The organism is Enterobacter sp. A8 (genome assembly GCF_004296595.1).
Taxonomy (GTDB): Bacteria; Pseudomonadota; Gammaproteobacteria; order Enterobacterales; family Enterobacteriaceae; genus Enterobacter; species Enterobacter cloacae.
In genome coordinates, this window is sequence record NZ_SCMF01000003.1 from 488,916 (window position 1) to 507,563 (window position 18,648).

Genomic DNA, 18,648 nt, shown 5'->3' on the forward strand with positions numbered 1-18,648 from the left:
AAGAAAGAGATGCTGGCGTGTCCAGCACGAAGTTTGTTAATGATGTAGCCGTGATAAAGAGGTCGTTAATGCCAGGCAGCACCTTGTTCAAAGCGTTTGTTTTGTTTGTCGCCCTTTGGGCTCCCGTCACTCAGGCAGACTCCGGTTGGCAACCCGTTCAGGAAACTATCCGTAAGAGCGAAAAAGATACCCGTCAGTATCAGGCTGTCCGCCTTGATAACGGGATGACCGTGCTGCTGGTTTCCGATCCGCAGGCGGTGAAATCCCTCTCGGCGCTTGTAGTACCCGTTGGGTCGCTGGAAGATCCCGAAGCGCACCCGGGTCTTGCGCACTATCTGGAACATATGACGCTGATGGGGTCCAAAAAATACCCCCAGCCTGATAGCCTCTCCGAATTTCTGAAAATGCATGGCGGCAGCCACAACGCCAGTACGGCACCGTATCGGACGGCGTTTTATCTGGAAGTCGAAAATGATGCGCTGGAAGGGGCGGTGGATCGTCTCGCCGATGCCATTGCCGCACCGCTGCTGGATAAAAAATACGCTGACCGTGAACGTAATGCCGTCAATGCTGAATTGACCCTGGCCCGTACGCGAGACGGTATGCGCATGGCGCAGGTGAGCGCCGAAACCATCAACCCGGCGCACCCTGGTTCCCGTTTTTCCGGGGGGAACCTCGAGACGCTGAGTGACAAACCAAACAGCCCGGTGCTTGATGCGCTGCATGCGTTTCGCGACAAATACTACTCCGCCAACCTGATGAAAGCGGTTATCTACAGCAACAAACCGTTGCCAGAACTGGCTGCCATGGCGGCGCAGACCTTTGGACGGGTACCAAATAAAAACATCGACCTGCCGCAGATAAACGTACCGGTTGTCACCGACGCGCAGAAAGGGATCGTGATCCACTACGTGCCCGCACTGCCGCGCAAGGTGTTACGCGTTGAGTTCCGCATTGATAACAATACCGCACAGTTCCGCAGTAAAACGGATGAACTGGTCACCTATCTTATTGGTAACCGCAGCCCGGGAACGCTTTCTGACTGGCTGCAAAAGCAGGGGCTGGTGGAAGGGATCCGTGCCGACTCCGATCCTGTGGTTAACGGCAACAGCGGTGTGCTGGCGATTTCCGCCACCCTGACCGACAAAGGGCTGGCGCACCGTGATGAGGTGGTCGCGGCTATCTTCAGCTATCTCTCGTTGCTGCGCGATAAAGGCGTCGATAAACGCTACTTTGACGAACTGGCACACGTGCTGGATCTCGATTTCCGCTATCCGTCCATTACCCGCGACATGGACTATGTTGAGTGGCTGGCGGATACCATGATCCGCGTGCCGGTTGAACATACCCTGGACGCGGTCAACATTGCCGACCAGTACGACGCTGAGGCGATAAAAGCGCGCCTGGCAATGATGACCCCACAGAATGCCCGTATCTGGTACATCAGCCCGAACGAGCCGCATAACAAAACGGCCTATTTCGTGGATGCCCCTTACCAGGTGGATAAAATCAGTGAGCAAACGTTCGCAAACTGGCAGAAAAAGGCCAGCGAGATCGCGTTGAAGCTGCCGGAACTGAATCCCTACATCCCGGATGATTTCTCCCTGATTAAAACCGCGAAAGCGTACCCACACCCGCAGCTTATTGTTGATGAGCCGACGTTGCGCGTGGTGTACACCCCAAGCCACTACTTCGCCAGCGAGCCAAAAGCCGATGTCAGCGTTGTTCTTCGCAACCCGAAAGCGATGGATAGCGCCAAAAATCAGGTGATGTTTGCGCTCAATGACTATCTGGCCGGTATCGCACTTGACCAGCTCAGCAACCAGGCCGCCGTAGGTGGGATCAGCTTCTCTACCAACGCCAATAACGGACTGATGGTCAATGCAAACGGCTATACCCAGCGTCTGCCTCAGCTGTTCCAGGCGTTGCTGGAGGGCTATTTCAGCTACACGCCAACGGAAGAGCAGTTTGAGCAGGCGAAGTCCTGGTATGCGCAGATGATGGATTCCGCTGAGAAAGGCAAGGCGTACGATCAGGCGATTATGCCGGCGCAGATGCTGTCGCAAATCCCCTATTTCCAGCGTGAAGATCGCCGGGCGCTGCTGCCATCCATCACATTAAAAGAGGTGTTGGCCTACCGCGACGCGCTGAAAACTAACACACGTCCGGAGTTTCTTATCGTCGGCAACATGAGCGAGGACCAGGCCAAAACGCTGGCGGAGAACGTACGTCAGCAGCTCGGTTCAAAAGGCGACGAGTGGTGCCGTAACCAGGACGTGCTGGTTGAGAAAAAACAGAATGTGATTTTTGAAAAAGCAGGTAACAGCACGGATTCCGCGCTGGCCGCCGTGTTTGTTCCTACGGGCTATGATGAATTTGCCAGCTCTGCGCAGAGTGCCGTTCTGGGACAAATTATACAGCCGTGGTTCTACAATCAGCTGCGCACAGAAGAGCAGCTTGGCTACGCGGTCTTTGCATTCTCCATGAACGTTGGCCGCCAGTGGGGGCTGGGTTTCCTGCTGCAGAGCAGCGATAAACAGCCCGCTTATCTCTGGCAGCGTTACCAGGCTTTCTTCCCGCAAGCGGAAGCTAAACTGCGAGCCATGAAGCCGGATGAGTTTGCCCAAATCCAGCAGGCCGTCATCGCGCAGGTGATGCAGCCGCCTCAGACGCTGGGTGAAGAAGCATCCCAGCTGAGCAAAGATTTCGATCGCGGTAATCTGAAATTTGATTCGCGTGATAAAGTAGTGGCCGAGATAAAACAGCTGACGCCTCAGAAGGTTGCCGACTTCTTCCATCAGGCGGTGGTTAAACCGCAGGGAATAGCCATTCTGTCTCAGGTTTCTGGTAGCCAGAACGGAAAAACGGACTACGTTAACCCGAAAGGCTGGAAAATCTGGAAGAGCGTCAGCGCCCTGCAGCAATCTATGCCCTGGAGTAAGAAAGAATGACCGACACCGCTGAGTCCCTTGATCCCTTACGTTTACCTCTGCAGGGTGAACGATTGATTGAAGCCTCAGCGGGAACGGGAAAAACCTTCACCATTGCCGCGCTTTATCTGCGTCTGTTGCTGGGGCTTGGCGGCCAGGCCGCTTTTCCGCGTCCGTTAAGCGTGGAGGAGCTGCTGGTGGTGACCTTCACCGAGGCCGCAACCGCTGAGCTGCGCGGCCGTATCCGTGCCAATATTCATGAACTGCGTATCGCCTGTCTGCGCGAAAGCACGGATAACCCACTCTACGCGAGCCTGCTGGAAGAGATTGCCGATAAACAGCAGGCCGCACAGTGGCTGCTTCTGGCTGAACGGCAAATGGACGAGGCCTCTGTCTTCACCATCCACGGTTTTTGCCAGCGCATGCTGAGCCTGAATGCGTTTGAATCCGGCATGCTGTTTGAACTGCAGCTTATTGAAGATGAGTCTGAGCTTCGCTACCAGGCCTGTGCTGATTTCTGGCGTCGCCACTGCTACCCGTTACAGCGGGAGATCGCCGAAGCGGTACATGCGTTGTGGAAAGGCCCTGAGGAGCTTCTGCGCGCCATTGAGCGTTATCTGCAGGGGGAGGCCCCGGTCATTAAATCTCCACCGCCTGCGGATGAAACGCTGGCCTCGCGCCATGAAAAAATCGTCGCGAAGATTGCAGCCGTTAAGCAAAAATGGATTGAGTCTGTCGGCGAGATCGACGCCATTATCGAAAACTCCGGGATCGACAGGCGCAAGTTTAACCGTGGCAATCAGGGGAAATGGATCGATAAGATCACTGCCTGGGCGCAGGAAGAGACGCGCGGTTACCAGCTCCCTGATGCGCTGGAAAAATTTTCCCGGCGTTTTCTGGTTGAGCGAACCAAAGCCGATGGCATTGTCCCGGAGCACCCGCTGTTTGTTGAGATCGAAACCCTGCTGGCAGAGCCATTAACCCTTAACGACCTGATGATCACTCGCGCTATGGCGGAGATCCGTGAAGCGGTGTCGCGTGAGAAACGCCGCCGGGGTGAGCTGGGCTTTGACGATATGCTAAGTCGCCTGGACGCGGCGTTGTGCAGTGAAAATGGCGAGGCGCTTGCCGCCGCCATCCGCACGCGCTTTCCGGTGGCGATGATTGACGAATTTCAGGATACCGATCCCCAGCAGTACCGCATTTTCCGCCGCATCTGGCGACAGCAGCCCAACACGGCACTGCTGCTCATTGGCGATCCAAAACAGGCCATTTATGCCTTCCGTGGCGCGGATATTTTCACTTACATGAAAGCCCGCAGCGAGGTTGAGGCGCACTACACCCTGGACACCAACTGGCGCTCCTCGCCGGGGATGGTGGAGAGCGTCAATGCGCTCTTCAGCCGCATGGATTCGGCGTTTATGTTCAGGGAGATTCCCTTCCAGCCGGTAAAGTTCGCCGCCAGAAATGCTTCGTTGCGCTTTGAATTCAACGGCGTGAACCAGCCCGCCATGAATTTCTGGCTGCTGGACGGCGAGGGGTGCGGCGTTACGGACTATCAACATGCGATGGCTCAGCACTGCGCCGCGCAGATCCGGGACTGGCTCAGCGCAGGTACGCGCGGTGAGGCGTTGCTTTGGAAGGGGGACACATCAGCCCCGATAAAAGCATCCGATATTACGGTGCTGGTGCGCAGCCGTCAGGAGGCGGCGCTTATCCGTGATGCCCTGACGTCACTGAACATCCCGTCCGTGTATCTCTCTAACCGCGATAGCGTCTTTGAAACGCTGGAAGCGCAGGAGATGCTGTGGGTGCTGCAGGCCGTGCTGGCGCCGGAGCGGGAAAGCACCCTTCGCAGCGCGCTGGCAAGCAGCATGATGGGACTGAACGCGCGCGATATTGATGCGCTAAATTGCGACGAAGCCGCCTGGGATGCGGTGGTCGAAGAGTTTGTGCAGTACCGCGAGCGCTGGCAAAAACGCGGCGTGATGGCGATGCTGCGTGAACTGATGAGGCAGCGTCACATTGCCGAGAATATGCTCGCCACAGCGGGCGGCGAGCGCCGTCTGACCGATATTTTGCATATCAGCGAACTGTTGCAGGAGGCGGGCACGCAGCTGGAGAGCGAGCATGCCCTGGTGCGCTGGCTGGCGCAGCAAATTGCCGATCCGAACAGTAACTCGTCGAGCCAGCAGATGCGTCTTGAGAGTGATAAGCACCTGGTGCAAATCGTCACCATTCACAAGTCGAAAGGCCTGGAGTATCCGCTGGTCTGGCTGCCTTTTATCGCCAATTATCGGGTGCAGGATCAGGCTTTTTATCACGATCGCGAGTCGTTCGAAGCGGTGCTCGATCTCAGCAAAGCAGAGTCCAGCGTAGAACTGGCCGAGGCCGAGCGCCTGGCGGAAGATTTACGCTTGCTCTATGTGGCCCTGACCCGCTCGGTCTGGCACTGCAGTCTGGGTATCGCTCCGCTATTCCGCCGCCGTGGCGAAAAGGCAGGCGAGACCGATTTTCATCTGAGCGCGCTGGGCAGGCTGATTCAGCTTGGTGAGCCAAAAGATGCTGCCGGGCTGCGTCAGTGTATTGAAACACTGTGCGGGGAACATGTTGCCCTGCATATCCCGTCGCAACCCGATAACAGTCGCTGGCAGCTGCCAGAACAGCAGACAACCGACCTGCAGGCCCGGCAGATTACGCGAACCGTTGCAGACGACTGGCGCGTGACCAGCTATTCCGGTTTACAGCAGCACGGGCAGAGCATTGCGCAGGATCTGATGCCTAAGCTTGACGTGGATGCCGCAGGTACCGGCAGTGTGCCGGATGAACCGGTGCTGACCCCTCATCAATTTCCGCGCGGCGCGTCACCGGGCACATTTTTACACAGCCTGTTTGAAGAGCTGGATTTCACGCAACCTGTCTCTGAGGAGTGGGTGCTGAAAATGTTGCAAAGCGGCGGCTACGACGCGCAATGGCAGCCGGTGCTCAGCGAATGGATCACCGCTATCCTTCACGCCCCGCTCACGACACAGGGTATTTCGCTCAGCCAGCTGACCGCCAGAGATAAGCAGGTGGAGATGGAGTTTTATCTCCCCATCGCCAGCCCGCTAAGAGCCGAGGCGCTGGATGCGCTGATCCGCGAGCACGACCCGCTATCCGCCGGTTGCCCGCCACTTAACTTCCGTCAGGTTCAGGGGATGCTGAAGGGCTTTATCGATCTGGTGTTCCGCCATGAAGGGCGTTACTACCTGTTGGATTACAAATCGAACTGGTTGGGTGAAAACAGCGAAGCCTATACCCAACAGGCGATGGCCTCTGCCATGCAGATGCATCGTTACGATCTGCAGTACCAGCTGTATACCCTGGCGCTGCATCGCTATCTGCGTCATCGCATTGCAAATTACCGCTACGAAGACCATTTTGGCGGGGTGATTTACCTCTTCCTGCGCGGGGTGGATGCCGCCGATCCGCAGTCTGGTATTTTTAGTACGCGCCCGGACGCGGCACTGATTGAGAAAATGGACAGTTTATTTGCCGCAGGCACGGAGGAGTTGGCATGACGATGCAGGAATTACTGCTGGAAGCCGTAGAGCAGCGTTTACTGCGCCATCTTGATGTGCAGTTCGCCATCATGGTGGCTGGCGAGCAGCCGGCCGTGATGCTGGCTGCCGCTATCCTGAGCAACGACGCGGGGGAAGGGCATGTCTGCCTGCCGCTTTCGCGCCTGACCATTGATGAGAAAATGCCTGCGGCTCTTCAGTCCTGTTTTGCCCTGCTGGGCGAGTCGGTAGACTGGCAGAGCGTTTTGCTAAGCTCTCCTGCTGTCAGCAGAGCCGATACCCAGACGCCCATGATCCTTATCGGCGACCGGTTGTACCTTAACCGGCTGTGGCGTAATGAACTGACGGTAGCGCGCTTTTTCAGCGAGACAAACGCGCCGCTTCCCTGTGAAGAAGCGCAACTCCGGCAAACGCTTGATGCCCTGTTTACCTCAGATGAGGCGACAGACTGGCAGAAAGTGGCGGCGGCCGTCGCCTTAACGCGGCGGATCTCGGTGATCTCGGGCGGACCGGGCACGGGTAAAACCACCACCGTGGCAAAACTGCTTGCCGCGCTGATTCAGCTGTCGGGTGAGCAAAAATGCCGTATTCGCCTGGCGGCGCCCACCGGCAAAGCGGCGGCCAGGCTGACGGAGTCGTTAGGTGGCGCGCTGCAAAAACTGCCGCTCACGCAGGAACAGCTTGCGCTTTTCCCCAATGAAGCCAGTACCCTGCACCGGCTACTGGGCGCCCAGCCGGGCAGCCAGCGCCTGCGTTACCACGCCGGAAACCCGCTGCATCTTGACGTGCTGGTGGTGGATGAAGCGTCGATGATCGACCTGACGATGATGTCGCGGCTGATTGACGCCTTACCTCCCCACGCGCGCGTAATTTTCCTTGGCGATCGTGACCAGCTTGCCTCGGTGGAAGCCGGGGCCGTACTGGGCGATATCTGCACCTATGCGAGTCTTGGGTATACCGCGGAACGTGCTGAGGAGTTAGCCCGCCTCACCGGATGTTCGCTCGCAGCCGAAAGTCAGTCTCTCGCGGCGGCGCTGCGAGACAGCCTCTGTCTGCTGCAAAAAAGCTACCGGTTCGGGAGTGATTCCGGCATTGGCCAACTGGCGGCGGCCGTGAACAGAGGGGATCGGCATGCGACCAGTGCCGTTTTTGACGGCAGCTTCAGTGATATTGAGAAGAAATCGCTGCAAACCGGGGAAGAGTATCAGGCGATGCTGGATGATGCCCTGCTGGGCTATCAGCACTTCCTGACGAGCGTGCAGCAGCAACATACGCCTGCGCAGGTCATTGCCGCGTTTGGCGAATATCAGCTGCTGTGTGCGCTGAGAGAGGGGCCTTTTGGCGTCAGCGGCCTCAACGACAGGCTTGAGCAACTGCTTGCGCAAAAGCGCAAAATCACCCGCACGCCGCATTCACGCTGGTACGAAGGTCGGCCAGTGATGATCTCCCGTAACGATAGCGCGCTGGGGTTGTTTAACGGCGATATTGGCATTGCGCTTGACCGTGGACAGGGTCTACGCGTCTGGTTCCTGATGCCGGACGGAAGCGTGAAGTCTGTGCAGCCCAGTCGCTTGCCTGAACATGAAACAGCATGGGCGATGACGGTACACAAGTCCCAGGGCTCGGAGTTCAACCATGCGGCGTTGATCCTGCCCACCCAGCTTTCACCCGTGATTACCCGCGAGCTCATCTACACCGCCATCACCCGCGCGCGTCAGCGCTTGTCGCTCTATACCGACGAGCGTGTGCTGGTGCAGGCGATTGCCACCCGTACAGAACGGCGAAGCGGCCTGAGCGCGATATTTGAGTCCCTCTGAACGAGGTGAGAAAGAGAGGCCGGGTCGGCGCAACGCCACCCGGCGAAGGATCTGTTATCCCAGGTCGGCCATCAGCACCTTTGAGCGGCGTTGATAGTTGTACATCTCTTTTTTACTTTCAGGCAGCAAATCAATATCCACAGGCGTAAATCCGCGCTCCTGGAACCAGTGAATACTGCGCGTGGTCAAAACGAACAGCTTGCTCAGGCCCATCTGGCGCGCCTGAGCCGCCACGCGCTCAAGCAGCATCTCGCCGCGTGAAGAGCTGCGGTAGTCTGGATGGACGGCAACGCAGGCCATTTCGCCGATCTTCTCCTCCGGGAACGGATAGAGCGCGGCGCAGGCGATGGTCAGATTATCGCGCTGGATAATCGTAAATTTATCGATCTCCATTTCCAGCTGTTCGCGGGAACGGCGTACCAGGATCCCTTGCTGCTCCAGTGGGCGAATTAACTCCAGAATACCGCCGATATCGTTAATGGTGGCGCGGCGGATCTGCTCCGCACTCTCCATTACAATCTGGGTGCCGATACCGTCGCGGGAGAACAGCTCCTGCAGAAGAGCACCGTCTTCCTGATAGCTGATCAGGTGGCTGCGACGCACGCCGCTGCGGCAGGCTTTCACAGCACCGCGCAGGAACCGGACGGTACCAGAGTAGTAATCTCCCTCGGCTTCCAGCGCTTCCACGCGGGCCTGGGCCTCATTCGGGAAGAGCTCTGGCACGATCACCCCTTCTTCGTTCACGACGCCCTGAGAGGAGCAAAACCCAATCATTTTCTCCGCCTTCAGTTTGATCGCCAGCTGGGTGGCAATCTCTTCTGAAGTGAGGTTAAAGCTCTCGCCGGTTACGGAAACGGCCACCGGCCCCATCAGCACAATGGCACCGCTGTCCAGTTGACGATGAATGGCTTCCTCATCAATACGACGAATGCGTCCGCTGTGGCAATAGTCTACCCCGTCGTCCACGCCAAGAGGCTGAGCGATGATGAAGTTACCGCTGACGACGTTGATATGCGCCCCCTGAAGCGGCGTGTTGTTCAGGCTCATGGACAGACGCGCGGTGATATCAAGCTGCAGCAGACCCGCTGCCTGTTTCACCAGCTCAAGGGTTTTGGCATCCGTAACGCGGGTATGCTTGTGATAAATCGGCTCGTGATGGTGTGCGGCCAGGTTCGCATCGATCTGCGGACGCGCACCATACACCACCACCAGGCGGATGCCGAGGCTGTGCAGCAGGCCAATGTCATTGACGATGCTGGAAAAGTTTTCATGCTCAATGGCTTCGCCGCCGAGCATGATGACAAACGTTTTTCCCCGATGGGCGTTGATATAGGGAACAGAATGGCGGAATCCCTGGACCAGTTCGGTTCTACGTTCCTTCACCATGGCACAACCCTTAATGAATGTTTATTCGTAATTTGTGTATTTTTATTCGATTGTGGCCGCATGTGCAAGCCTAAATTTTCTGCGACCCACAGAAAATAATAAGTAATCCGTGCGTTAACGTATGATTGTTTACCCTTTTATAGATGACAGTTTATGCGTCATTCGTTAAAGTTTTCGGTCAATTTTGATGTTTTGTCTGTCAATCAGATTTCTTGCTCGGGAGAAGCATGTCGGGATCCAATTCAGCAATAAGCCGCCGCCGTTTGTTAAAAGGGGCAGGGGCGATGTGGCTGCTCAGCGTCAGCCAGGTGGGTCTTGCCGCCACAAGTCAGGTGGTGGCGGTGCGCGTCTGGCCGTCGTCAACCTATACGCGTGTGACGGTGGAATCCAATCGGGTGCTGAAATATAAGCAATTTGCCCTGAGCAACCCTGAGCGTGTGGTGGTGGATCTCGAAGGCGTTAACCTGAACTCCGTTCTGAAGGGGATGGCGGCGCAGATCCGTGGTGACGATCCGTTTATCAAATCGGCGCGCGTTGGGCAGTTTGATCCGCAAACCGTGCGCATGGTGTTTGAACTCAAGCAGAACGCGAAACCGCAGCTGTTCGCCCTTGCGCCTGTGGCATCGTTCAAAGAGCGTCTGGTGATGGATCTCTATCCGGCGAATGCAACGGACATTCAGGATCCGCTCCTGGCGTTACTGGAAGACTACAACCAGGGCAATCTGGAGAAACAGGTTCCGCCTGCGCAGAGTGGTCCGCAGCCCGGAAAAGCAGGGCGCGATCGCCCGATTGTGATCATGCTCGATCCTGGCCACGGCGGAGAAGACTCGGGTGCGGTAGGCAAATACCGGACGCGGGAAAAAGATGTGGTGTTGCAGATTGCCCGCCGTCTGAAGGCGTTAATCGATAGAGAGGGCAACATGCGCGCCTACATGACGCGTAATGAAGACGTCTTTATTCCGTTGAAAGTCCGCGTGGCAAAAGCCCAGAAGCAGCGGGCGGATCTCTTCGTCTCTATCCATGCTGATGCTTTTACCAGCCGTCAGCCGAGTGGATCGTCAGTATTTGCACTCTCGACCAAAGGGGCAACCAGTACCGCGGCGCGTTACCTCGCGGACACGCAGAACGCCTCGGATCTCATCGGTGGTGTGAGCAAAAGCGGCGACCGCTACGTTGATCACACCATGTTCGACATGGTGCAATCGCTGACCATTACCGACAGCCTGAAGTTTGGTAAAGCGGTACTGGGCAAGCTGGGGCGGGTCAACAAGCTGCACAAAACCAGCGTCGAGCAGGCCGGGTTTGCGGTGCTGAAGGCACCGGATATTCCGTCTATCCTGGTTGAAACGGCGTTTATCAGTAACGTGGAAGAGGAGCGTAAGCTCAAGACGGCCAAATTCCAGCAGGAAGTGGCTGAGTCGATTCTGGCAGGGATCCGGGCGTATTTCTCTGACGGGGCGACGCTGGCACGACGTGGATAATGCTGAACGCCGGGTTAACCCCCGGCAAATTCACAAACGACAGATACAAAAAAACACCCTTAAGGGTGTTTATTGTTTTTAGAAGTATTGGTTGCGGGGGCCGGATTTGAACCGACGACCTTCGGGTTATGAGCCCGACGAGCTACCAGGCTGCTCCACCCCGCGGCACCGTACTGCTTTTACTTCATCAAATTTGATTGGTTGCGGGGGCCGGATTTGAACCGACGACCTTCGGGTTATGAGCCCGACGAGCTACCAGGCTGCTCCACCCCGCGTCACCGTACTGCTTATACTTCATCAAATTTTAATTGGTTGCGGGGGCCGGATTTGAACCGACGACCTTCGGGTTATGAGCCCGACGAGCTACCAGGCTGCTCCACCCCGCGTCCGTGGAAGCGCACTATACTCGGTTAGGTTTGTGATGCAACCCCTTTTTCACATAATTCATTAATTTTGTATGTAAATTGAACGATATTGAAACCTTTGGACTATTTTTTGCTCAGAATTTGCCAAAGGGCATGTGATTCCGTTTCATTAGAACAGTGGGTTTGTTATCTTCATCACGCGGAAATGGGCAACTTAAAGACGAGATATAATGAAAGGACGTTGGGCAAAGTATCTGATCACGGGCGCAATGGTAGCCATTCTTGCGGCCTGTTCTTCTAAACCGACCGATCGCGGTCAACAGTATAAAGACGGGAAGTTATCCCAGCCTTTCTCTTTAGTTAACCAGCCGGATGCTGTCGGCGCACCGATCAACGCCGGTGATTTCTCCGAGCAGGTTTACCAGATCCGCAATGCGTCGCCGCGCCTGTATGGTGCCCAGAGTAGCGTCTATAACGCGGTGCAGGACTGGCTGCGCGCGGGCGGCGATACGCGCAATATGCGTCAGTTTGGTATCGACGCCTGGCAGATGGAAGGGGCGGACAACTACGGCAACGTGCAGTTTACCGGCTATTACACCCCGGTTATCCAGGCGCGACATACGCGTCAGGGCGAATTCCAGTATCCTATTTATCGTATGCCGCCAAAACGTGGTCGCCTGCCGTCCCGTGCGGAGATCTACGCCGGTGCGCTTAGCGAAAACTACGTCCTGGCTTACAGCAACTCCCTGATGGATAACTTCATCATGGACGTTCAGGGCAGCGGCTACATCGATTTTGGTGACGGTTCTCCGCTGAACTTCTTTAGCTACGCCGGTAAAAACGGCCATGCCTATCGCAGCATTGGTAAAGTGCTGATCGACCGTGGCGAAGTGAAAAAAGAAGATATGTCGATGCAGGCGATCCGCGAGTGGGGCGAAAAACACAGTGAAGCCGAGGTACGCGAGCTGCTGGAGCAGAACCCGTCGTTCGTCTTCTTCAAACCGCAAAACTTTGCGCCGGTGAAAGGGGCGAGTGCCGTGCCGCTGATTGGCCGTGCGTCGGTAGCATCGGATCGTTCCATCATTCCTGCGGGCACCACGCTGCTGGCAGAAGTGCCGCTGCTGGATAATAACGGTAAATTTAACGGCCAGTACGAGCTACGTCTGATGGTGGCACTGGACGTTGGTGGCGCGATTAAAGGCCAGCACTTCGATATTTATCAGGGAATTGGTCCGGATGCCGGTCACCGGGCGGGCTGGTATAACCACTATGGCCGCGTATGGGTGCTGAAGACAGCGCCTGGCGCCGGAAACGTATTCAGCGGCTGATTGTGGTATTCTGAGCGGAATACGGATTACTGTTCAGGGTGAGGAAAAACCTCACCCTTTTTACATCTGAGGTTTTATGTCTGTGGTAATCAGCGACGCCTGGCGCCAGCGTTTTGGCGGTACGGCACGTCTCTATGGTGAAAAAGCCCTGCAGCTGTTTGCGGATGCGCATGTCTGCGTCGTGGGCATTGGTGGTGTGGGCTCGTGGGCGGCAGAAGCGCTGGCGAGAACCGGTATTGGCGCAATCACGCTGATTGATATGGATGACGTGTGCGTCACCAATACCAATCGTCAAATCCATGCCCTGCGTGACAACGTCGGCCTGGCAAAATCTGAGGTCATGGCAGAGCGTATCCGCCTGATCAACCCGGAATGTCGGGTCACGGTGATTGATGATTTTGTGACGGCGGATAATGTCGCAGACTATATGAGTAAAGGCTACAGCTACGTGATTGACGCGATCGATAGCGTGCGTCCAAAAGCGGCGCTTATTGCGTACTGTCGTCGTTACAAGGTGCCACTGGTGACCACCGGTGGCGCAGGCGGACAAATTGATCCCACACAGATCCAGGTGGCCGATCTGGCCAAAACCATTCAGGATCCGCTGGCGGCCAAGCTGCGTGAACGTCTGAAAAGCGATTTTAACGTGGTGAAAAACAGCAAGGGCAAGCTGGGCGTCGACTGTGTTTTCTCGACTGAAGCGCTGGTGTATCCGCAGGCGGACGGCTCGGTGTGTGCAATGAAAAGCACGGCGGAAGGGCCAAAAAGGATGGATTGCGCCTCAGGATTTGGCGCGGCCACTATGGTGACCGCCTCTTTTGGCTTTGTGGCGGTGTCTCACGCACTGAAAAAGATGATGGCGAAGGCGGAACGTCAGGCCTGAGCCTGACGGGCGGCGTCCTGCACCGCTTCGCTAAGGGCGACCAGGCCCTGACCGCGTGAGGCGCTCAGCTGCGCGCGCAGCCCTAACTCATCGAACAGAGCCAGCGGCGAGTGCGCCAGTAGCGTCGCCGCGCTTTTCCCTTCGATGGCGGTTAACAGCACTGCCAGCAGACCGCGCACGATACGTCCTTCGCTGTCGCCAAAGAAATGCAGTTTCTCACCGGATACGCTGAACCCAAGCCAGACGCGGTTTTCACAGCCCGCGATCTCTTTTGCCTGCGCTTTGAGATCGTCAGAAAGGGCCGGAAGCTGCTTACCCAGCAGGATCAGTTGACGATATTTATCTTCCCATTGTGTGAGCGGCGCGAAGGTCTGTTTTAACGTTTCTTCTGTGATCACTGTGCCAAACGGATGTCCGGCTAAAGCTGAGCTAGTCATTAATCCACCAGGAGTTCAAGGGCGCGGTCAACCGCGGAAATCAGCGCGTCGACATCGCTTTGGGTATTGTAAGGCGCAAACGAGGCGCGCAGTGTACCACTCACGCCAAGCGCTGCCAGCAGCGGCTGGGCACAGTGCTGCCCGGCACGCAGCGCAATGCCATATCCTGCCAGCAGGGTCACCATGTCGCTATGGTGTACGCCCGCAAAATCAAAGGCTAACAGGCTTGAATCCTGCACGCGGAACGAACGGAAGCCAGGGCGTTTTTTAAGCTCCTCTTCAGCCAGCGTCGCCAGACCCCGGCTCCAGCTTTCCGCCTGGACAATGTCCGTTTCGGCGAGCCATTCGAGCGCGGCGCTCAGGCCAATGACGCCCGCCACGTTTGGCGTACCCGCTTCCAGCCGGTAAGGGACGTCCTGGGTTTTAAAGCCATCGAAAGAGACTTCCGCGATCATCTTGCCGCCACCGAGCCACGGCGTCATTTGTGCCAGCAGCTCAGGCTTACCGTACAGCGCCCCGATACCGGTTGGTCCGTAGAGCTTATGCCCTGAGAAGGCATAAAAATCGATATCCAGTTTTTGCACATCGGCCGGGAAATGGACCACGCCCTGCGCGCCGTCAACCATCACTATGATGCCGTTGGCATGCGCGATGCGGATAGCCTGCGCCAAATCCGGGCAGCCACCGGTGACGTTGGACATCTGTCCAAGCGCCAGAATGCGGCTGCGCGGTGTAATCAGCTCAGGTAACCGTGCTACGTCCGGCAGGTAATCTGTCCCCAGCGGGAGCTTCACCACCCGTGCCCCTGTTTGCTCTGCCACCATCAGCCATGGGACCAGGTTGGCGTGATGTTCCGCTTCACTGACGATGATCTCGTCTCCGGGCTGAAGCAGTGGGCGGGCATAACACTGGGCCACCATGTTTATGGCTTCGGTGGTACCCCGCGTCCAGACGATGTTTTTCCCGCTTTCGGCATTGAGCAGACGAGCAACCTGATCGCGTGCCGCTTCGTAGCGTGCGGTTAAGCGCTGGGCCTCGGCAAACTGGCTACGATGCACATTGCCTGCGCTCAGGCTATAAAACTGCTGCGTTGCCTCAATAACCGCCTGCGGCTTTAAGGCTGTGGCAGCGCTATCGAGATAAATGCCGGCATCGGCCAGCGCCGGAAACTGTGCGCGAAACTGCGCAGGGCTAAAAGCGTTCATGGGATTCCTCATTGCATTAATGAGATCGTCGCGCAATTTCAGCGGCAGGGCAAGGAGGTTGATATCTATCAGAATTGTCTGCTTATCCCAACGCCCCTGAAAAAGCAGGTTATGCTAAATAGTGTTAGGCGGATGTTTTAGCCTGTTATAAATCGAGGTTTGAATAGCATTAATTGCTAAAGGAGAAGAATCATGAATAAGACAGCTGCAATCATTTCTGCCTGTGCGTTTACTTTTGCCCTGAGCGCCTGTTCTGGTAACAACTACGTCATGCACACTAACGATGGTCGTTCCATTGTTTCGGAAGGGAAACCGACAACCGATAACGATACCGGGATGATTTCATACAAAGATGCTAACGGGAACAAGCAGCAGATCAACCGCACGGACGTGAAAGAGATGAAAGAGATCGAGCATTAACAGATCGCTAAGCAAAAAAAAGCACCGCAAATTGGCGGTGCTACATTAATCACTATGGACAGACAGGGTAAATGTACAGGAAGTGAAAAATTGGTAGCGTTGCTACCGTGGTCTGAATCGCAGACCAATTGCAAACACAACAACACAACATCACAACCGTAAGCCAAAAGCTCTTCAGAACACGCATTCCAAAAAAAGCTTCTCGTTCCGGCTCAGGAAGTGCCGCCACTATAGGTATTTGCTGGTAGTTCCTCAACGGACAAATTATAATGGCTCAGATAAAAAAAACTAATAGGTTAAACGTTGTTTCCTGTTTGTTAAATCTCGTTAACATCTAAGCCAGATAACCATGTCCAAGCGATTGCCACCCCTAAATGCATTACGTGTTTTTGATGCAGCAGCACGTCATCTAAGCTTCACCCGCGCAGCAGATGAGCTTTTTGTGACACAGGCCGCAGTAAGTCACCAAATCAAGTCCCTGGAGGATTTTCTGGGCCTCAAGCTGTTTCGCCGACGCAACCGTTCGCTGTTGCTGACGGAAGAGGGGCAGAGCTATTTTCAGGATATTAAAGAGATTTTTTCCCAGCTCACGGAAGCCACGCGCAAGCTGCAGGCCAGGAGTGCAAAAGGCGCACTGACGGTCAGTTTATTGCCCAGTTTTGCCATTCAGTGGCTGGTGCCCAGACTCTCAAGCTTTAACTCAGCTTATCCGGGAATTGATGTCAGGATCCAGGCGGTGGATCGTCAGGAAGACAAACTGGCGGACGATGTGGACGTTGCCATTTTTTATGGGCGTGGTAACTGGCCGGGCTTGCGTGTCGAGAAATTATACGCAGAATATCTGCTGCCAGTCTGTTCACCGCTGCTTTTGACAGGCGATAAAGCGTTAAAAACGCCCGCCGATCTGGCACAACATACGCTGTTACATGACGCTTCTCGCCGCGACTGGCAAACTTATACCCGTCAATTAGGTCTTAATCATATAAACGTGCAGCAGGGCCCCATCTTTAGCCACAGTGCGATGGTGCTACAGGCTGCCATTCACGGACAGGGCATTGCGTTGGCGAACAACGTCATGGCGCAGTCCGAAATTGAGGCCGGCCGTCTGGTTTGCCCTTTTAATGATGTACTGGTCAGCAAGAATGCGTTTTATCTGGTTTGTCATGACAGTCAGGCAGAACTGGGTAAAATAGCCGCTTTCCGGCAGTGGATACTGGCGAAAGCGGCGAGCGAGCAAGAAAAATTCCGCTTCAGGTATGAACAATAACTTTTGTGTGCCGGGCACGCATTACTTTAGGACTGAAACATGACCAGCCGATTCATGCTGATTTTTGCCGCGGTGAGTGGCTTTATTTTTGTTGCACTGGGCGCGTTTGGCGCACATGTCTTAAGCAAGTCTTTGGGCGTGGTGGAGATGGGCTGGATCCAGACCGGCCTTGAATACCAGGCGTTCCATACGCTGGCTATTTTTGGGCTGGCGGTAGCGATGCAGCGCCGCATCAGCATCTGGTTTTACTGGAGCAGCGTTTTCCTGGCGCTGGGTACGGTGCTGTTCAGCGGCAGCCTTTACTGCCTTGCGCTCTCGCATTTGCGCCTGTGGGCGTTTGTTACACCTGTCGGCGGCGTCAGCTTCCTGGCAGGGTGGGTATTAATGTTTATCGGAGCTATCCGTCTGAAACGCAAGGGCGTTGTTCATGAATAAGGTTGTTTTATATTGTCGCCCGGGGTTTGAGAAAGAGTGCGCCGCGGAAATTACGGATAAAGCGGCGAAGCGAGAAGTCTTCGGTTTTGCGCGCGTTAAGGATAATGCGGGCTATGTGGTGTTCGAATGCTACCAGCCTGACGATGCGGATAAGCTGGCACGCGAGCTGCCGTTCAGTTCACTGATCTTTGCGCGCCAGATGTTCGTCGCGGGTGAGCTGCTGAAAGATCTCCCGCCAGAAGATCGCATCACCCCGATTGTGGGCATGCTGCAGGGCGTGGTCGAGAAGGGGGGTGATTTGCGCGTTGAAGTGGCCGACACCAACGAAAGCAAAGAGCTGATGAAGTTCTGCCGTAAGTTCACCGTACCGCTGCGCGCGGCGCTGCGTGATGCCGGCGTGCTGACAAACTACGAAACGCCAAAACGTCCAGTCGTGCATATCTTCTTTATTGCCCCGGGCTGCTGCTACGCCGGTTACTCTTATACCAACAACAACTCTCCGTTCTTTATGGGGATCCCACGCCTGAAGTTCCCGGCTGATGCGCCGAGCCGTTCAACCCTGAAGCTGGAAGAGGCGTTTCACGTCTTTATTCCGGCGGATGAGTGGGATGAGCGTCTGGCCAACGGCATGTACGCGGTCGATCTCGGTGCGTGTCCCGGTGGCTGGACCTATCAGCTGGTGAAACGCAACATGTGGGTGTCGTCTGTTGATAACGGCCCGATGGCGCAAAGCCTGATGGACACCGGGCAGGTCACCTGGCTGCGTGAAGACGGTTTCCGCTATCGTCCAACCCGCAATAACATCTCCTGGATGGTGTGCGATATGGTGGAAAAACCAGCGAAAGTGGCGGCACTGATGGCCTCCTGGCTGGTGAACGGCTGGTGTCGTGAGACGATTTTTAACCTCAAGTTGCCAATGAAAAAACGCTATGAGGAGGTCTCTCAGAACCTGGCCTATATTCAGCAGCAACTGGATGAACACGGCATTAACGTGGAGATCCAGGCGCGTCAGCTGTATCACGATCGCGAAGAGGTGACGGTGCATATTCGTCGCTGGTGGGCGGCCGTGGGCGGGCGTCGCGACGAGCGATAGGCCCCTCACCCTAACCCTCTCCTCAACGGGGAGAGGGGACG

13 protein-coding genes and 3 tRNA genes are annotated in these 18,648 nt (G+C 55.9%); 10 read left to right on the top strand and 6 right to left on the bottom strand.

Annotation, left to right across the window (positions count from 1 at the left end):
- Positions 1–68 precede the first annotated feature (68 nt).
- Genes ptrA through recD form a run of 3 tightly spaced genes read left to right on the top strand, consistent with a single transcriptional unit; the run spans position 69 to position 8,307 of the window.
- Positions 69–2,951, top strand: a complete 2,883-nt coding sequence (gene ptrA, locus EQV24_RS14315; RefSeq protein ID WP_013098545.1) for a pitrilysin — start codon at positions 69–71, stop codon at positions 2,949–2,951.
- Positions 2,948–6,490: an exodeoxyribonuclease V subunit beta gene (recB, locus tag EQV24_RS14320; RefSeq protein WP_130626712.1), complete on the top strand. Its 3,543-nt coding sequence runs from the start codon at positions 2,948–2,950 to the stop codon at positions 6,488–6,490. The genes ptrA and recB overlap by 4 nt, the downstream gene beginning before the upstream one ends.
- Positions 6,487–8,307 carry an exodeoxyribonuclease V subunit alpha gene (gene recD, locus EQV24_RS14325; protein WP_061772162.1) on the top strand — a complete coding sequence of 607 codons (1,821 nt, stop codon included), beginning with the start codon at positions 6,487–6,489 and terminating at the stop codon, positions 8,305–8,307. The genes recB and recD overlap by 4 nt, the downstream gene beginning before the upstream one ends.
- Before the next feature lie 54 nt (positions 8,308–8,361).
- On the opposite strand, the gene argA is transcribed toward recD, so the two are convergent.
- Complete coding sequence (argA, locus tag EQV24_RS14330) at positions 8,362–9,693, bottom strand: amino-acid N-acetyltransferase (protein ID WP_013098542.1); 1,332 nt, start codon at positions 9,691–9,693, stop codon at positions 8,362–8,364.
- 227 nt (positions 9,694–9,920) lie between these two features.
- Here argA and amiC point away from each other — a divergent pair, with 227 nt between their 5' ends.
- Complete coding sequence (gene amiC / locus EQV24_RS14335) at positions 9,921–11,174, top strand: N-acetylmuramoyl-L-alanine amidase AmiC (protein WP_130626713.1); 1,254 nt, start codon at positions 9,921–9,923, stop codon at positions 11,172–11,174.
- Positions 11,175–11,262: 88 nt separating this feature from the next.
- On the opposite strand, the gene EQV24_RS14340 is transcribed toward amiC, so the two are convergent.
- From EQV24_RS14340 to EQV24_RS14350, 3 genes are all read right to left on the bottom strand, one after another.
- Positions 11,263–11,339, bottom strand: a tRNA-Met gene (locus EQV24_RS14340).
- A 33-nt stretch (positions 11,340–11,372) separates the two neighbouring features.
- A tRNA-Met gene (locus tag EQV24_RS14345) sits at positions 11,373–11,449 on the bottom strand.
- Positions 11,450–11,483: 34 nt separating this feature from the next.
- Positions 11,484–11,560, bottom strand: a tRNA-Met gene (locus tag EQV24_RS14350).
- A 209-nt stretch (positions 11,561–11,769) separates the two neighbouring features.
- Between EQV24_RS14350 and mltA the strand changes: the two genes are divergently transcribed.
- Complete coding sequence (gene mltA, locus EQV24_RS14355) at positions 11,770–12,867, top strand: murein transglycosylase A (protein WP_013098540.1); 1,098 nt, start codon at positions 11,770–11,772, stop codon at positions 12,865–12,867.
- A 76-nt stretch (positions 12,868–12,943) separates the two neighbouring features.
- A complete protein-coding gene (gene tcdA / locus EQV24_RS14360; RefSeq protein WP_014833111.1) occupies positions 12,944–13,750 on the top strand; it encodes a tRNA cyclic N6-threonylcarbamoyladenosine(37) synthase TcdA in 807 nt (268 codons plus the stop codon).
- Here tcdA and csdE read toward each other — a convergent pair.
- The gene (gene csdE, locus EQV24_RS14365) at positions 13,741–14,187 is read right to left on the bottom strand and encodes a cysteine desulfurase sulfur acceptor subunit CsdE (protein ID WP_023622033.1); all 447 of its coding nucleotides are present in this window, start codon (positions 14,185–14,187) and stop codon (positions 13,741–13,743) included. The two genes, tcdA and csdE, sit on opposite strands and share 10 nt — an antisense overlap.
- Positions 14,187–15,392, bottom strand: coding sequence for a cysteine desulfurase CsdA (gene csdA / locus EQV24_RS14370; protein WP_130626714.1), 1,206 nt, complete (start codon positions 15,390–15,392; stop codon positions 14,187–14,189). The genes csdE and csdA overlap by 1 nt, the downstream gene beginning before the upstream one ends.
- A gap of 192 nt (positions 15,393–15,584) precedes the next feature.
- Here csdA and EQV24_RS14375 point away from each other — a divergent pair, with 192 nt between their 5' ends.
- The 4 genes from EQV24_RS14375 to rlmM all read left to right on the top strand — a co-directional run bounded on the left by EQV24_RS14375 (position 15,585) and on the right by rlmM (position 18,607).
- Positions 15,585–15,812: a YgdI/YgdR family lipoprotein gene (locus EQV24_RS14375; RefSeq protein ID WP_008499648.1), complete on the top strand. Its 228-nt coding sequence runs from the start codon at positions 15,585–15,587 to the stop codon at positions 15,810–15,812.
- Between the two features lie 349 nt (positions 15,813–16,161).
- A complete protein-coding gene (gene gcvA, locus EQV24_RS14380) occupies positions 16,162–17,079 on the top strand; it encodes a glycine cleavage system transcriptional regulator GcvA (protein WP_023622031.1) in 918 nt (305 codons plus the stop codon).
- A 39-nt stretch (positions 17,080–17,118) separates the two neighbouring features.
- Positions 17,119–17,514 (top strand): DUF423 domain-containing protein, encoded by a 396-nt coding sequence (locus tag EQV24_RS14385; protein WP_003862756.1) that lies wholly within the window; start codon positions 17,119–17,121, stop codon positions 17,512–17,514.
- Positions 17,507–18,607 carry a 23S rRNA (cytidine(2498)-2'-O)-methyltransferase RlmM gene (gene rlmM, locus EQV24_RS14390; RefSeq protein ID WP_013098534.1) on the top strand — a complete coding sequence of 367 codons (1,101 nt, stop codon included), beginning with the start codon at positions 17,507–17,509 and terminating at the stop codon, positions 18,605–18,607. Before EQV24_RS14385 ends, rlmM begins: the two co-directional genes overlap by 8 nt.
- The last annotated feature ends 41 nt before the right edge of the window (positions 18,608–18,648 follow it).

What these genes read in the sequence shown, in the direction of transcription:
- recB (WP_130626712.1), top strand. Translation starts at nt 2,948, where the DNA reads ATGACCGACACCGCTGAGTCCCTTGATCCCTTACGTTTACCTCTGCAG.
- csdA (WP_130626714.1), bottom strand. Translation starts at nt 15,392, where the DNA reads ATGAACGCTTTTAGCCCTGCGCAGTTTCGCGCACAGTTTCCGGCGCTG.
- EQV24_RS14375 (WP_008499648.1), top strand. Translation starts at nt 15,585, where the DNA reads ATGAATAAGACAGCTGCAATCATTTCTGCCTGTGCGTTTACTTTTGCC.
- rlmM (WP_013098534.1), top strand. Translation starts at nt 17,507, where the DNA reads ATGAATAAGGTTGTTTTATATTGTCGCCCGGGGTTTGAGAAAGAGTGC.
- gcvA (WP_023622031.1), top strand. Translation starts at nt 16,162, where the DNA reads ATGTCCAAGCGATTGCCACCCCTAAATGCATTACGTGTTTTTGATGCA.
- argA (WP_013098542.1), bottom strand. Translation starts at nt 9,693, where the DNA reads ATGGTGAAGGAACGTAGAACCGAACTGGTCCAGGGATTCCGCCATTCT.
- csdE (WP_023622033.1), bottom strand. Translation starts at nt 14,187, where the DNA reads ATGACTAGCTCAGCTTTAGCCGGACATCCGTTTGGCACAGTGATCACA.
- tcdA (WP_014833111.1), top strand. Translation starts at nt 12,944, where the DNA reads ATGTCTGTGGTAATCAGCGACGCCTGGCGCCAGCGTTTTGGCGGTACG.
- recD (WP_061772162.1), top strand. Translation starts at nt 6,487, where the DNA reads ATGACGATGCAGGAATTACTGCTGGAAGCCGTAGAGCAGCGTTTACTG.
- amiC (WP_130626713.1), top strand. Translation starts at nt 9,921, where the DNA reads ATGTCGGGATCCAATTCAGCAATAAGCCGCCGCCGTTTGTTAAAAGGG.
- ptrA (WP_013098545.1), top strand. Translation starts at nt 69, where the DNA reads ATGCCAGGCAGCACCTTGTTCAAAGCGTTTGTTTTGTTTGTCGCCCTT.
- mltA (WP_013098540.1), top strand. Translation starts at nt 11,770, where the DNA reads ATGAAAGGACGTTGGGCAAAGTATCTGATCACGGGCGCAATGGTAGCC.
- EQV24_RS14385 (WP_003862756.1), top strand. Translation starts at nt 17,119, where the DNA reads ATGACCAGCCGATTCATGCTGATTTTTGCCGCGGTGAGTGGCTTTATT.